This is a genomic window from Allobosea sp. CRIB-10 (genome assembly GCF_900112185.1).
GTDB lineage: Bacteria > Pseudomonadota > Alphaproteobacteria > Rhizobiales > Beijerinckiaceae > Allobosea.
Genome location: NZ_FOKP01000028.1, coordinates 19,548 through 33,584 on the forward strand (window position 1 = coordinate 19,548; position 14,037 = coordinate 33,584).

The 14,037-nt window shown below is 69.1% G+C and carries 13 protein-coding genes; 9 read left to right on the top strand and 4 right to left on the bottom strand.

The genetic code is table 11. From position 1 onward, the window contains the following. Positions 1-43: 43 nt before the first annotated feature. Together BMZ69_RS32200 and BMZ69_RS25955 are read right to left on the bottom strand one after the other, a co-directional pair. Complete coding sequence (locus BMZ69_RS32200; RefSeq protein WP_244543546.1) at positions 44-304, bottom strand: hypothetical protein; 261 nt, start codon at positions 302-304, stop codon at positions 44-46. Continuing rightward, complete coding sequence (locus BMZ69_RS25955) at positions 280-804, bottom strand: 2-amino-5-chloromuconate deaminase CnbZ (RefSeq protein ID WP_244543547.1); 525 nt, start codon at positions 802-804, stop codon at positions 280-282. Before BMZ69_RS25955 ends, BMZ69_RS32200 begins: the two co-directional genes overlap by 25 nt. 141 nt (positions 805-945) lie before the next feature. Between BMZ69_RS25955 and BMZ69_RS25960 the strand changes: the two genes are divergently transcribed. After that, the gene (locus BMZ69_RS25960; RefSeq protein ID WP_092162341.1) at positions 946-1,854 is read left to right on the top strand and encodes a LysR family transcriptional regulator; all 909 of its coding nucleotides are present in this window, start codon (positions 946-948) and stop codon (positions 1,852-1,854) included. Between the two features lie 108 nt (positions 1,855-1,962). Next, positions 1,963-5,364 (top strand): hypothetical protein, encoded by a 3,402-nt coding sequence (locus BMZ69_RS25965; protein ID WP_092162343.1) that lies wholly within the window; start codon positions 1,963-1,965, stop codon positions 5,362-5,364. Positions 5,365-5,520: 156 nt separating this feature from the next. On the opposite strand, the gene fliP is transcribed toward BMZ69_RS25965, so the two are convergent. Both fliP and BMZ69_RS25975 read right to left on the bottom strand, forming a co-directional pair. Next, complete coding sequence (gene fliP, locus BMZ69_RS25970; protein ID WP_092162345.1) at positions 5,521-6,279, bottom strand: flagellar type III secretion system pore protein FliP; 759 nt, start codon at positions 6,277-6,279, stop codon at positions 5,521-5,523. A gap of 119 nt (positions 6,280-6,398) precedes the next feature. Continuing rightward, complete coding sequence (locus BMZ69_RS25975) at positions 6,399-7,802, bottom strand: flagellar biosynthetic protein FliO (RefSeq protein WP_175506981.1); 1,404 nt, start codon at positions 7,800-7,802, stop codon at positions 6,399-6,401. A gap of 219 nt (positions 7,803-8,021) precedes the next feature. Here BMZ69_RS25975 and flgB point away from each other — a divergent pair, with 219 nt between their 5' ends. From flgB to BMZ69_RS26010, 7 genes are all read left to right on the top strand, one after another. Beyond that, the gene (gene flgB, locus BMZ69_RS25980) at positions 8,022-8,405 is read left to right on the top strand and encodes a flagellar basal body rod protein FlgB (protein WP_092162361.1); all 384 of its coding nucleotides are present in this window, start codon (positions 8,022-8,024) and stop codon (positions 8,403-8,405) included. 11 nt (positions 8,406-8,416) lie between these two features. Continuing rightward, positions 8,417-8,827, top strand: a complete 411-nt coding sequence (flgC, locus tag BMZ69_RS25985) for a flagellar basal body rod protein FlgC (protein ID WP_092162362.1) — start codon at positions 8,417-8,419, stop codon at positions 8,825-8,827. Positions 8,828-8,856: 29 nt separating this feature from the next. Further along, complete coding sequence (locus tag BMZ69_RS25990; protein ID WP_092162363.1) at positions 8,857-9,189, top strand: flagellar hook-basal body complex protein FliE; 333 nt, start codon at positions 8,857-8,859, stop codon at positions 9,187-9,189. Between the two features lie 40 nt (positions 9,190-9,229). Further along, positions 9,230-9,496, top strand: coding sequence for a flagellar biosynthesis protein FliQ (gene fliQ / locus BMZ69_RS25995; protein WP_092162364.1), 267 nt, complete (start codon positions 9,230-9,232; stop codon positions 9,494-9,496). A 77-nt stretch (positions 9,497-9,573) separates the two neighbouring features. Next, a complete protein-coding gene (gene fliR / locus BMZ69_RS26000) occupies positions 9,574-10,332 on the top strand; it encodes a flagellar biosynthetic protein FliR (protein WP_092162483.1) in 759 nt (252 codons plus the stop codon). A 12-nt stretch (positions 10,333-10,344) separates the two neighbouring features. Next, positions 10,345-11,412 (top strand): flagellar biosynthesis protein FlhB, encoded by a 1,068-nt coding sequence (flhB, locus tag BMZ69_RS26005; RefSeq protein ID WP_092162365.1) that lies wholly within the window; start codon positions 10,345-10,347, stop codon positions 11,410-11,412. 83 nt (positions 11,413-11,495) lie between these two features. Then, complete coding sequence (locus BMZ69_RS26010) at positions 11,496-14,000, top strand: cell cycle histidine kinase CckA (RefSeq protein ID WP_092162366.1); 2,505 nt, start codon at positions 11,496-11,498, stop codon at positions 13,998-14,000. Positions 14,001-14,037 lie beyond the last annotated feature (37 nt).

Below are 14,037 nucleotides of genomic sequence, written 5' to 3' on the forward strand. Positions count from 1 at the left end.
TGACCGTTCGATTTCCGGCAACGCATCACATCGCTGGTCGCGCTCAGGCGGACGCCTCGATCACGATCTCCCGCGGCAGGCCGCGCACATCCATCTCGTAGTCGAGCACCGCCACCGGCGGCCGGGAGAAGTGCCAGGTCACGGCGCGGCCGAGGCTGGTGATCGGCAGGAGAACATCCGCCAGGAGCGGGTGGATGTCGCGCACCGTGTAGACGTTCGCGACCGTGGCATCCCGCCAGCCATAGCCGAGCCCGGAGAGCCGACGCTCCATCTCGCCCATCACCCATTGCGCCTTGGCACGCACGCCCTGGGCGCTGGCATCGCCAGGCCGAATCGTACCCTGCGCATAGCTCGCCCGCCTTCGGGCGCCTCGCCGCTGCCCGCCACCACGAAGCTCGCCCGGGCGCCGTTATCGGGAACGGTATAGCTGAAGGCATGCAGCGACACGGCGTCCGGCTTGCCGATCTCAGGGCAGATATTGGTGCGGGCGACCGGGTTCACCTCTCCCTGCAACACGCCCCATTGGTCGAGCCGGGAGGCATAGAGCCGGTTGAAGGCATCGAACCCGCCTTCCGAGAAGGGCTCGGGCGAGCGTAGCTCGCAGGCGCAGAGCGCAGTCAACGGCCTGCCCGCTTGCTTCAGATGCGCTTCGATCAGTTGAAGGCCGCGATCCAGCGCGACCGCAACCGCCAATTGCGCGCGCTCGATCCGGAAGCCCGGCTCGGCCGCGACCCCGCCGGAGTACTGGTAGACGGCCGGAATGAACCTGTAGCTGCCGTCCTGACTGGTTCGGGTGGAGTACATCGGATCGCTTTCTCGCTGGTTTTCCTAGTCGTAGAGGGCGGGCCGGGCGCTCAGCCAGCACGGATTCGCGGAGAGTTCGTTGCCGATCCGGCAACACTCACCTACTCTTCGAAACCCTCGCCCCGGCCGCGATCCCCTGCCATGTCGCTGACCCGCTACCGTTATTTCGCCCTCGTCGCCGATCACGGCTCGGTCCGCGAGGCGGCCGATGCGCTGCGCGTCGCGCCGTCCGCCATCAGCCGCCAGATCGCCGGCCTCGAGGAGGAGTACGGCACTGCCCTGTTCGAGCGCCGGGCACGCGGCATGCGGTTGACCACGGCGGGAGCGGCCGTGCTGGAGACGGCGCGCACCATCCTCGACAGCGTCCAGAGCGCGCGCTCCGCCATCGACGAGCTCCAGGGCATGAAGCGCGGGCATGTCCGCGCCTGGACGGTCGAGGGCGCGATGGACGATTTCGTCTATCCCGCGCTCGCAGAATTCTCCGCCGCCCACCCTTCGGTGAGCTTCGACATCATGGTGGCGAGCTCCGACCAGCTCGTGCAGCGCCTGCTCGACGACGAGGCCGATGTGATCGTGGCCTTCAACCCGATCCTGCACCGCAGCGTGCTCTCGCTCGCCGAGATCGCCGACGCGCTGGTCGTCGCCGCGCATCCGGGCGATGCCGTCGCTGTGCGGCAGTCGGTCCGGATCACGGAGATCGGCGAAATGCGCCTTGCCCTGCCCGATCGCACCTTCGGCCTGCGCCGGCTCGTCGACGACATGGTCGCGACCACCGGCATCGAGCTCAAGCCGGCTCTGGTCGCGAACTCGATCGAGACGCTGCGCTCCTTCGCGCGGGCCGGGCTCGGCGTCAGCGTCCTGACCCGCTGCGCCACGCGGCGAGACGTCACCGAAGGGCGCCTGGTCGCCGTTCCGCTCCAGGGCCGCAACCTGCGCAAGGCCTGTCTCAAGATCTGCGTCCGCAAGGGGCGAAGCCTATCCCCGGCGGCGCGGGCGCTGTCGCGCCACCTCGCCCGCAGCGCCAGGAAATACGCCACCGGCCACGCGTAGCGCAGAGAGCTCTTCTTAACCCGCCGTTATCCTTGACGGGCTAGCGTCCACACGGGTTGGAGCAGCCTGTCGCCGCTCTGGCCAAACGCGTCGAGTTGAGTAGCGGTCGTGCGTATCCTGCGGTCTCTGAGCTTCGGCATCGGCCTGGCGGCGCTTAGCCTTGCTGCCGGGTTTGCTGCGCCGGCAACGGCCGCCACCGCGACCTTGCGCGGCGAGGCCATGCGCGCCGGCTTCGGCCGCCTCGCCTTTACCTTCGACGAGCCGGTGACGACAAGGGTGCGGGTTGCCAACGGCGTCGTCGTGATCGGCTTCAGCCAGCCGGTGCAGCTCGATCCGAGCCGCCTCGTGGCCGAATTGCCGAACTATGTCTCGGTGATCAGGATCGATCCCGATGGTCGCGGCCTGCGCCTCGCGCTCGCCCGGCCCTATCGCGCCAATCTGCTCGAAGCGGGCGACAAGGCTTTCGTCGACCTTCTGCCGGAGAACTGGACCGGCCAATTGCCCGGCCTGCCGCCCGAAGTCCTTGCCGAGCTGACCCAGCGCCTGCGCCTCGCCGAAGCGCGCGCCCGCGAGATCGCCCGGGTGCCGGCGCCAGCCCCCAAGCCGCTCGGCTTCCGTGCGGCCCGCCTGCCAACGCTCGACCGGCTGATGTTCTCGACGCCGCCCGAGGCCCTGCTCACCCCCAGCCTGGACGACGGCAAGCTGACGTTGAGCTTCGACCAGGCGCTGGCAGTGACGCCGTCGCAGATCCGCAGCCTGCTGCCGGCCGATTTCACGCTGGAGCAGGCGACGATCCGGAGCGATGCGACCCAGCTCGTATTCACCGTGCCGAAGGAGCGCCAGCTCCGCAGCTTCCGTGACGAGGGTGGATGGACCGTCGACCTCGCGCATTCCGGTGCCGCCGCCCCGCTCTCGCTCGCCGATCTGCAGGCGGCCGCGCCCGCCGAGCCGAAGCCGGCGGAGGCCAAGGCGCCCGAGCAGAAGCCCGTCGCCGCATCCCCGTCCCCTGCCCCGAAAGCCGAGGCACCGCAGACGCTGCCCAGGCCGGTTGCCACGGTCGCCGCCGACGCGCCGCCCCGGGATGTCGAGATCGCCTCCGCCGCCGACGGCGATGGCGGGCGCATCGATTTCCGCTTCTCGCGCCCGACCGGCGCCGCCGCCTTCACCGAACCGGGCCGGGTCACACTCGTCTTCGACACGCGCGACACGCTCGACCCGGACAAGCTCAAAGGCGTGCTGCCGGCGCTGGTCGAGGGCGCCACCGTCACCCGCGAGGCCAAGGTCACGCTCGTCAGGCTGAATACCCGCCGCCAGCAGATCGTGCGGCTCTCCGATGACGGCCCGAAATGGTCGCTGAGTTTCGGCGACAAGGCTGGCAAGCCGGCCGGCGCGCTCACGCCCCGCCGCGAGGCCGACGAGCGCGGCCAGACCATCGTCACCGTTCCGGTGTCGGGCCTGACCGGCGTGCATTGGCTCGATAACGCCGAAGGCGGCCGGAACCTTGCCGTCGCGACCGCGCTGGGGCCGACGCGCGCCGTCTCCAAGCCCTATCGCTTCGTCGAGTTCGGCCTGCCGCAGAGCGCCCATGGTGTCGTCGTCAGCGCCGTGGCGGATGATCTGGCCGTGCGCGCCGACGCCGATGCGGTCCGGATCGGCCGCCAGAACGGCCTGATCGTCAGCCTCGACGCCGAGAAGTCGGACGACACCGAGAAGAAGGACACAGTCGCGGCCGCCCGTCCGCTGCTCGACAGCGAAACCTGGTCCGCTTTGCATACCAACGAGATCCGCGACCGCGCCGCGGCCCTGCTGCGCGAGGTCACCGGCGCCTCGCGTGGCCGCAAATCCGAAGCCCGGCTGGCGCTGGCCCGCTTCCTCGCCGCCAACGGCATGATGCCGGAAGCGGCCGGGCCGCTGAACGCGCTGCTCGCCGACGACCCCGCGATGCGCGGCAACCGCGACGCGCTCTTCCTGCGCGGCCTGATCGCCACCCGCATGCAGCACAGTGCCGAGGCGCTGAAGGCCTTCGACGCCGCCCCGATCCGCGACGAGGCCGAGACCGGCCTCTGGCGCGCTCTCTCCGAGCAGCGGCTCGGCCGGAACGCCCAGGCCCTCGCCGGCTTCCGCCGGGCCGAGAGCATCCTCGATCGCTATCCCGCGGATCTCCAGGCCGAGTTCCGCCCGGCGATGGTGCGCGCGGCGCTCGCCACCGGCGAGACGAGCGTGGCGGAAAAGCAGATCGCGCGGCTCGCCGAGATGCCTGAAGAGCTGGTCAATCCCGAGGAACTGGCGCTGCTGCGCGCCCGGCTCGACGATGTCGGCGGCCGGCCGGAAGCAGCGATCAACGGCTACAAGCCCTTGTTCGAGGCGAAGACCCGGCCGGTGGCTGCCGAGGCGCAATTGCGCGCGGTCAAGCTCGCACGCGCCGAGAAGCGCGCGGACTTCTCGGCCGACGAGGCCATCGCCCGGCTCGAGACCGTCTCGGCGATCTGGCGGGGCGGCGAGATCGAGATCGAGGCCCTGGCCGAGCTCGGCCGACTTTATGTCGAGCAGCAGCGCTGGCGCGATGCCTTCCAGACGGCGCGGCGGGCCAATGAGGTCTTCCCGGAGAACCCGGCGACACGCCTGCTGCACGACGAGACCGCCCAACGCTTCGAGGCGCTGTTCAGCGATCCGGACCTCGACAAGCTGCCGCGGCTCGACGCCTTGGCGCTGTTCTACGATTTCAAGGAATTCCTGCCGATCGGCCGGCGTGGCGACGAGATCACCCGCCTGCTTGCCGACCGGCTGGTCGAGCTCGACCTGCTCGATCAGGCCAGCGAGATTCTGCAATACCAGATGGACCGGCGTCTGACCGGCGCTGCGCGCTCCACCGTCGCGACGCGGCTCGCCATGATCCGGCTGATGAACGGCAAGCCGGCGGAGGCGCTGCAGGCGCTCGTCTCGACCCGGCTCGCCGAGCTGCCGGCCGACGTCAAGCGCGCCCGCCTGCTCTTGGAGGCCAAGGCGCTGTCCGACCTGTCGCGCACCGATCAGGGGCTCGACCTGCTGGAGGGCGAGAGCGGCCCGGAGGTCGACCGTCTCAACGCCGACATCCTCTGGAGCGGCCGGCGCTGGCGCGAGGCCGGCGAGGCGCTGGAACGCATCCTCGGCGAGAGCTGGCGCGGCCAGGCGCCGCTCAGCGACGGCGAGCGCGCCGATGTGATGCGCGCCGCGATCGGTTATGTCATGTCGGACGAGGCGCTCTCGCTCGACCGGCTGCGAACCAAGTTCGCCGCCAAGATGGCGCAGGGCGCCGATGCCCGGCTGTTCGGCTTCGTCACCGGCGCGAGCCGCGCCAGCGCCGCCGACATTCGCGAGGCCGCCCGCGCTGCCGCCGGCTCAGACACGATGACCGATTTCCTCAAGGAATACCGCAAGCGCTACCCAGCCTATTCCAGCGCCGTGCGTGAGCGGCGCAAGCCGGCCGAGACCGACGCCGCCAATGCCGGGGCAAAGCCGGGCCAGGGCTGAGCCGGCCCCCACAGCCCTCATCCCGAGGAGCCGCGTTGGCGGCGTCTCGAAGGATGCTTCAGGAGGCTCCGGAGCCAGCTGGAGCATCCTTCGAGACGCGATCCTATCGATCGCTCCTCAGGATAAGGGCTGGCGGTTGGAATCAGTCTTGGTCCATCAACTTCCGTAGCTCTTCACCAGCGAGCCGGCGACCAGCCCCCAGCCGTCGACCAGCACGAAGAAGATCAGCTTGAACGGCAGCGCCACCGTCACCGGCGGCAGCATCATCATGCCGACCGACATCAGGATCGAGGCGACCACCAGGTCGATGATCAGGAACGGCACGAACAGCAGGAAGCCGATCTCGAAGGCGCGCCGGAGCTCCGAGATCATGAAGGCCGGCACCAGCACCTGGATCTGGATGTCCTCCGGCCGCTCCGGCCTCGGCTCGCGCGACATCTCCATGAACAGCGCCAGATCCTTCTCGCGCACATGCTTCAGCATGAATTCGCGGAACGGCACGATGCCGCGCTCGAACGCCTCCTGCGGCTGCATCTGCCCGGCGATCAACGGCGCTCCGGCGACGCGATAGGCCTCCTTCAGGGTCGGCGCCATCACGAAGCCGGTCAGAAACAGCGAAAGCCCGATGATGACCGCATTGGGCGGCGCCGTCTGGGTGCCGATCGCCGAGCGCAGCAGCGACAGCACCACCGCGATGCGGGTGAACGAGGTCACCATGATCAGGATCGACGGCGCCAGCGACAGCACGGTGATCGCCGCGATGAGCTGCAGCGCCCGTTCGGTGACGCCGCCCTGGCCGAGATCGAGCGAGAGCGTCTGCGCCTGTGCGACGGCGGCGATCCCGACCACGCCGAGCCCGGCGGCGAATCCCGCCAGCCCGCGCAATCTCCGTCCGGTCGGTCTCAGCCTACCCATCGCTCGTCCCCGCCCGAATCAAGGCGCGGGCTCGCGGGAACGCTAGAGCAAGGCTCGGGGGCGGGCGAAGAGGCTTTCGGCGGCTATCCCCCGGCGCCTTCACGCCGGGAGAGCGAAGTTCAGCCCTTCTTGGGATCGCGCCCGAGCAGGCGGGCGAATTCGGCCTCGATCGCATCGACCGAGAACGGGTCGTCCTCCGGCGGCTTGGGAGCCGGCTTCGGCTCGTCCGGCTTGATTTCGGCCGGCTTTGCGTCGGCAGTCTTGGCCTCGGCAGGCTTGGTGTCCGCAGGCTTCGACTCGGCGGGCTTGACGTCAGCCGGCTTGGCGTCCTGGGGCTTTGCCTCGGCAGGCTTTGGCTCGCTCGGCTTTTGCTCGCTCGGCTTGGGCTCGCCCGGCCTAGGCTCGTTCTTGGCCAGCGCTTCGGCCTTGGCGGCCGTCTCGACCTCGTCGAGCACGTCGTCGAAGACCGGCGCGAACTTGGCGGACTTGCTCGGTTCCGGAGCTGGCGGGGCCTGCTCCTTCGCCGGCTCGGGCTTCTTCTCCTCGGCCTTCGCCGGTGCGGATACGGGCGGCTTCGGCGGGGCGAAGACCGGCGGCGCGACCAGAGGCGCCTCGGAAGCGGCTGGCCGAGCCGGCGCCGGCTTCAGGCCCAGCGCCATTTCGAGCTCGGCCTCCATGTCGAGAGCGGGACGCGCTGGCGTCGGTGTCGGAGCCGGCGGCTTGGCGGCGGCAGGCGGAGCAGGCGGCACGGCTGGAGCCGGCGGCGGCGTGACGGGCTGCGGAGCCCGAGGCACGTCCGGCTCGGTGCGCGAGCCGGCCGAGCCGGGCCGCACGGCCGAGAACGGCCGCTTCAGCGCCTCCTCGAGCTGGCGGGCCATGTCGCCGAGCTCGCTGGCGCTGGCCGCCGGAGCCGGATCGCGCGCCAGGGTCGCGCCGATGCCGACAGTGCTCGCGGCGACGGCCGGCGGGATCGGGGCCTGCGGAGCTGGAGCCGGGCGCGGCGGCTGGGGCGGGATCGGGGGCTGGACGGCCGCGCGCGGCGGCGGGGCCGGCGGCGTGAGCGGCCGCGGCGGCGGCACGGGCTCGACCGGCACGGCCGGGGCCGGCACCGGCGAGGGCGGCAGCGGGCGCGGCTCCTCGAAAGTCTGTGGGCGCGGCTCCGGCTCGAGCGCCAGCGGACGTTCCCCCAGGGCCTCGCTCGGCAGGGGCGCAGCGACGCGCCCGCCGCTGCGCACGATGTTTGTCTCGACCACGACGTCAGAGGCGCCGCCGATCATGACGAGATGCTCGACATTGTCGCGCCGCACCAGGATCAGCTGGCGCTGCCGGTCGAGGTCGTAGACGTCGACCACGCCGAGGCGCGGCTGGCGGGTGCGTCCTCCGCCCTGCCCTTTGAACTTCAGCCGGCCGCCGCTCATCCGCCGCAGGAAGAAGCCGAGCAGCGCGACCAGGAGCAGCACCACTGCGAAGGCGATGATCCAACGCAGGCCGGAGGAAAGTTCGAAGCCAAACAGAGTCTGCAAGGTCTGCCTCATGAAGCGACGCGACAGCCGCCGACCGCTCTTTGTAAGGGCGATCAGGCGGATAGACGGAGTTGGCTATACCATAAGCCCCGCCAGTTCGAGAAACATGGTTAGCGGATGGTTAACACCATCCTGCAGATCCCTGTGAATTAACCCGATATTAACCATGCACCCGGCAATAATTTCCCACTTCGGCAGGAGCCGACGGGAGATTGCGGCATGGCGAACAACGGCCTTGGCCTTATGGGAGCGCTGAAGACGCGGATGCACTGGCATCAGGCGCGCCAGAAGCTGCTCGCCGAGAACGTCTCCAATGCCGATACGCCGCGCTTCAAGCCGCACGATCTGCGTGCCCCCTCACCGGCCGGTGGCGGCATGACGCTGGCACAGACCTCGCCGATGCATCTCGGCCTTTCCGGCCAGCAAGGCGGCTTCGATTCGCGCGATCCCAAGCGCTTCGAAACGACGCCGAGCAGCAACAGCGTCAATCTCGAGGACGAGATGATGAAGGTCGCGCAGAACCAGTCGGACTACCAGCTCGCCGCCTCGCTCTACAGCAAGAGCCTCGGGCTGATGAAGATCGCGATCGGCAAAGGCCGGTAAGGAGCCGCATCATGGATCTGCTCAAGAGCCTCGCCGTCGCCGCCTCCGGCCTGAAGGGCCAGGCCGGGCGCATGCGCGTCATCGCCGAGAACCTCGCCAACGCCGATTCCTCGCCGGAACGCGCCGGCGTCGATCCCTATCGGCGCAAGATCGTGACCTTCCAGGGCAAGCTCGACCGCGAGCTCGACGCGAAAGTCGTCGAGCTCGGCCGCGTCAGCCGCGACCGGAGCGACTTCAAGACGAAATACGATCCGGGCCACCCGGCTGCCGACGCCAGCGGCCAGGTCAAGATGCCCAACGTCAATTCGCTGATCGAGACGATGGATATGCGCGAGGCCCAGCGCAGCTACGAGGCCAACCTCAACGTCATCTCGTCCACGCGCCGGATGATCCAGCGCACCATCGACATTCTGCGCGCCTGACCTCTCACGGCTGAAGCGGAGCCAGACCCATGACAACCTCGAGTTTCGCCGCCGGCGCCTATGCCTCGATGCAGGGGATGGGCACGAGCGCCCTGCTGAAGAAGCCGGCCTCGGTCGGCGGCCTCGACGGCGCCGGCGCCGGCCTGCCCGATTTCTCCTCGCTCGTCAGCAAGGCGCTGGAATCGACCGCGCAGAGCGCCCGTCAGGCCGATACTCAGGTCGGCAAGGTCGCCGCCGGCCGCTCCGACGTCGTCGACGTGGTCACTGCCGTCGCCGAGAGCGAAGCGGCGATCGAGACGCTGGTCGCGGTTCGCGACCGGGTCATCGCCGCCTATGAGGAAATCATGCGGATGCCGGTATGACGGCCGCCATCCCACCGACCTCCTGCTGGATCAGAACCCGATGACCTCCGCAGCCATCCTCGACGTCGCCCGCGACGGCATCGTCGTCTTCCTCAAGGCCGGCGCGCCGCTGATGCTGATCGCGCTCGTCGTCGGCCTCGTCGTCTCGCTGATCCAGGCGCTGACGCAGATCCAGGAGCAGACCCTGGTCTACGTCCCGAAGATCATCGCGGTCTTCGCCGCCATGCTGCTGTTTTTGCCGTTCATGGGCGATGCCCTGGCGGGTTATATGGGCAGGGTCGCCGTCCGAATCGCCACGGGCGAATGAGCTTCGCGCCAGCCAGCGCCTCCTTGCTGCGGAGTCCGGCCGGCGCGCCTTTCTGGCGCGGGAGCCGGGTCCACCCGATGCAGATCGCCGTCCTGCCCGAGATCAGCGCGCTGTTCGTGCTGGTCTTCGCGCGCGTCGGCACGCTGGTGATGCTGATGCCTGGCATCGGCGAGCGTCTCATCCTAGCACGCGGCCGGCTCTCCCTCGCCTTTTTCCTCGCGCTCGTGATCCTGCCGATGGCGCGCGGCGCGATCACGATCCCGCAGACCCCGGCGGCGCTGGGCGGGCTCTTGATCAGCGAGATCCTGGTCGGGCTCGTCATCGGCGCCAGCGTGCGCCTGCTGATGGGGGCGCTGCAGACCGCCGGCTTCATCGTCGCCCAGACCATGGGATTGGGCTTCGCGGTCACGGTCGATCCGACCGGCGGCCTGCAGAACCCGTCGATCGCCAACTTCCTCTCGATGCTCGGCATCACCCTGATCCTGGCGGCCGACCTGCATCATCTCGCCCTCGCCGCCATCCATGAGAGCTACCGGCTGCTGCCCCCGGGCGGCTTCCCCGAGATCGGCGACGTGATGACCCTCGCCGTCAAGGCAATGACCCAGGGCTTCTCGCTGGCGGTCCAGATCTCGGCGCCGTTCATCGTCTTCGGCCTGCTGTTCAATCTCGGCCTCGGCGTGCTGGCGCGATTGATGCCGCAGCTCCAGGTCTTCTTCCTGGCGATCCCCGCCTCGATCCTCGGCGGCATGCTGGTGCTCCTCGCCGCCGTCGGCGTGATGATGGGCGTCTTCCTCGACGATCTCGGCGCCTTCCTGCGCCAGTTCATCGGCCTGTAAGGAGACAGGGCGATGGCGGGAGACGTCGAAAACGAAGATCGCACAGAAGAACCGACCCAGCGAAAGCTCGATGAGGCGATCGAAAAGGGCGACGTCGCGCGGTCACAGGAGATCGGCACCTTCTTCGTGCTCTGCGGCTTCACGCTCGCGTTGCTGGTCGCCGCCGGCAGCTCGGCCCGCGACGCCGCGCTCTCGCTGCGCGCCTTCCTGATGAACGCCCATCAGGTCTCGGACGATGCCAGCGCCCTCTTCCACGTCACCAGCAAGGGCGTGATGACGGGCTTCGCCATCATGGCCCTGCCGCTCGGCTTCATCCTTGTCGCCGCGTTCGCCGGCGCGCTGATCCAGCACAAGCCGCTCTGGACGACCGAGCCGCTGATGCCGAAATTCGACCGGATCTCGCCGATGGCCGGCGCCAAGCGCATCTTCGGCAAGGAGGCCTGGGTCAACTTCGCCAAGGGCCTCGCCAAGATCGCCCTGGTCGGCGTCGGCGTCTGGATCGTGCTCTGGGGCGAGCGCGACCGCCTGCAGGGCTTCGCCCAGATGGACGTGCACGCTCTGCTGCCGGCCGTGCTGGTGCTGACGATCAAGCTGATGGCCAGCGTGCTCGCCATTTTCGCCATCATCGCCATCGGCGACTTCGGCTACCAGCGCTTCACTTGGTATCAGCGCCAGCGCATGACCAAGCAGGAGCTCAAGGACGAGTACAAGAACACCGAGGGCAATCCCGAGGTGAAAGCCAAGCTCAGGCAACTGCGCGCTCAGCGCGCCCGCTCGCGCATGATGGCGCAGGTGCCCAAGGCGACGGTGATCATCACCAATCCGACCCACTACGCCGTCGCCCTGCAATATGAGTCGGGTCAGGGCGCGCCGCTCTGCCTCGCCAAGGGCGTCGACGCGATCGCGCTGAAGATCCGCGAGGTCGCCGGCGAGCACAGCATTCCGATCGTCGAGAACCCGCCTCTGGCGCGCGCGCTCTACGCCACCGTCGACGTCGACGATGAAATTCCTGTCGAACACTATCAGGCGGTGGCGGAAGTCATCGGATACGTCTTGCGCCTGAAGCGCCGGCGCGCCTAACTCGCTGGCTGGGCAGGCCTCTCTGCTATATGCCGGCCCGGGCCCACCGCTGACGGGCGACTGAAGGAAACGGACCCGCTGCAATGAGCGCAAGCACGGCACCGAGCGCGATCGACCGTTCCGACCGGCCCGGCCATGTCGGCATCATCCTTTTGGTCGCCGGCCTCCTGGTCGGCGCCGCCATCGCGCTCGGCTTCATCGCCAATGAATGGGCGCAGCCGCTGATCCTTGGCCTGCTCGCGCTGCTCTCGGTCGTCGGCGTCTTCTGCCTGTTCGCCTTCGCGATCGGGCTGATCCAGTTCGCCGGGCGCTCCGCCCGCAACGACCTGACCAAGGCGATCGTCGACAGCGCCGAGGACGGCGTCGTCGTCACCGAGGGCGAGAACCGCATCGTCTACGCCAACGAGGCCTATCTCGCCTTCGCCGGCGCCCGCAACGCCAGCGAGATCGCCCCCGTCGAGCGCCTGTTCAAGGGCCGCGCCGAGGTCTCCGAAGCGATCTACCGCCTCGCCACCGCCGCCCGCGCCGGCCGCCGCCTCTCCGAGGAGATCAGGCTGGAGCCCGCGCTGAACGAGCGCGGCGCCGTCGGCTGGTACCGGGTCCGCGTCTCGCCGATCACCCGCGCCGGCCGCCCGGCTTGCCTGTGGAGCGTCACCGACGTCACCCCGGAGCGTGAGCGCCAGGAGAACGCCTTCCAGGAACTGCAGCACGCGATCGACTATCTCGACCATGCGCCGGCCGGCTTCCTCTCGATCGATGCCGACAGCGAGGTGCCCTATCTCAACGCCACGCTGGCCGGCTGGCTCGACTACGACCTCGCCCGCTTCGGCTCCGGTGGCCTGCAGCTCGAGGACATCGCCTCGCCGAATGCCGCCGCGCTGATCCAGGCCATTCGCGGCCAGCCCGGCGATGTCCGCATCGAGGTGCTCGACGTCGACCTGCGCCGCCGCAACGGCCAGTCGCTGCCCGTGCGGCTGCATCACCAGGTCGCCTTCGGCCAGGACGGGCGCGCCGGCGCCTCGCGCACCCTCGTGCTCAACCGGGCCGCCGGCGAGGCGGGCGCTGACCGCCACACCGACGCCGAGGCGCGTTTCGCCCGCTTCTTCCACGCCACGCCGATGGCGATCGCCACCATCGACCGCAACGGCACGATCCTGCGCTCGAACGCCGCCTTCACCCGGCTGACACAAGGCGGCGCTCAGCCGGCAACCATTCACCAACTCGTCAACGGCAACGGCGCCCTCGCCCAGGCCTTCGACGCGGCCCTTGCCGGCAAGGGCGAGATCGCGCCGCTCGATGTCGCGCTCGCTGGCGAGGACGGCCGCTCGGCGAGGCTTTATCTCTCGCCGGTCCCGGCCAGCGAGGATGGCGATGGCGAGCGCGCCATCGTCTATGCGCTGGAGACCACGGCCGAGCGCAAGCTCAAGGACAATATGGACCAGGCCGGCAAGATGCAGGCGGTCGGCCAGCTCGCCGGCGGCATCGCGCACGACTTCAACAACGTGCTGCAGGTCATCATCAACGCCTCGGAATTCCTGCTCGCCAGCCACAAGCCGACCGACCCGTCCTTCCCGGACATCATGCAGATCAAGCAGAACGCCTATCGGGCGGCCTCGCTGGTCCGGCAATTGCTCGCCTTCTCGCGCCGGCAGACCTTGCGCCCGCAAGTGCTGGCGCTCGGCGACGTGCTCTCCGACCTGTCGCTGATGCTGAAGCGCGTCGTCGCCGACAAGATCGCGCTCGACGTCCGCCAGGGCCGCGACCTCTGGCCGGTCAAGGCCGACCTCGGCCAGCTCGAGCAGGTCGTGGTCAACCTCGCCGTCAATGCCCGCGACGCCATGCAGAGCGGCGGCAAGCTGCAGGTCCGCACCCGCAACGTGGCCGCGGCCGAGGTCGGCGAGCTCGGCCATGACGGTCTGCCCGCTGCCGACTATGTCCTGCTTGAGGTCGAGGACAGCGGCACTGGCATCCCGCAGGAGCATCTGGAGAAAATCTTCGAGCCCTTCTTCACCACCAAGGAGGTTGGCAAGGGCACGGGCCTCGGCCTGTCCATGGTCTACGGCATCGTCAAGCAGACCGGTGGCTTCGTCTTCTGCGACTCGGTCGTCGGGCGTGGCACCAATTTCCGCATCTTCCTGCCGCGCTACATCCCGACGCAGGAGGACATCGCCGCCGAAGCCGCCGCGAAGGAGGCACCGAAGAAGACGGCCGCCGACCATACTGGCGCCGGCGTCATCCTCCTGGTCGAGGACGAGGACGCGGTTCGCGCCCTCAACGCCCGCATGCTGGTCTCGCGCGGCTACACCGTCCACGAGGCCGCCTCCGGCGTCGAGGCGCTCGAGCTGTTCAAGCAGCACGAGGGCAAGATCGACCTCGTCATCTCCGACGTTGTCATGCCCGAGATGGACGGGCCGACCCTGCTCGGCGAGCTGCGCAAGCGCAACGCCGCCACCAAGGTCGTCTTCGTTTCCGGCTATGCCGAAGAGGCGTTCCGAAAGAACCTGCCTGAAGGGGAGGATTTCCATTTCCTGCCCAAGCCGTTCACGATGAAGCAGCTCGTCGAGACGGTGAAGGCGGCGATGACCTGAGCGCATCGGACACCCCGGTGGCCGCCTGGCATTACCA

Bases quoted from the DNA above. Each gene is read 5' to 3' on its own strand.
- fliQ (WP_092162364.1), top strand. From the start codon at position 9,230: ATGACCTCCGCAGCCATCCTCGACGTCGCCCGCGACGGCATCGTCGTC.
- BMZ69_RS25990 (WP_092162363.1), top strand. From the start codon at position 8,857: ATGACAACCTCGAGTTTCGCCGCCGGCGCCTATGCCTCGATGCAGGGG.
- flhB (WP_092162365.1), top strand. From the start codon at position 10,345: ATGGCGGGAGACGTCGAAAACGAAGATCGCACAGAAGAACCGACCCAG.
- fliR (WP_092162483.1), top strand. From the start codon at position 9,574: ATGCAGATCGCCGTCCTGCCCGAGATCAGCGCGCTGTTCGTGCTGGTC.
- BMZ69_RS25960 (WP_092162341.1), top strand. From the start codon at position 946: ATGTCGCTGACCCGCTACCGTTATTTCGCCCTCGTCGCCGATCACGGC.
- fliP (WP_092162345.1), bottom strand. From the start codon at position 6,279: ATGGGTAGGCTGAGACCGACCGGACGGAGATTGCGCGGGCTGGCGGGA.
- BMZ69_RS26010 (WP_092162366.1), top strand. From the start codon at position 11,496: ATGAGCGCAAGCACGGCACCGAGCGCGATCGACCGTTCCGACCGGCCC.
- flgC (WP_092162362.1), top strand. From the start codon at position 8,417: ATGGATCTGCTCAAGAGCCTCGCCGTCGCCGCCTCCGGCCTGAAGGGC.
- flgB (WP_092162361.1), top strand. From the start codon at position 8,022: ATGGCGAACAACGGCCTTGGCCTTATGGGAGCGCTGAAGACGCGGATG.
- BMZ69_RS25955 (WP_244543547.1), bottom strand. From the start codon at position 804: ATGTACTCCACCCGAACCAGTCAGGACGGCAGCTACAGGTTCATTCCG.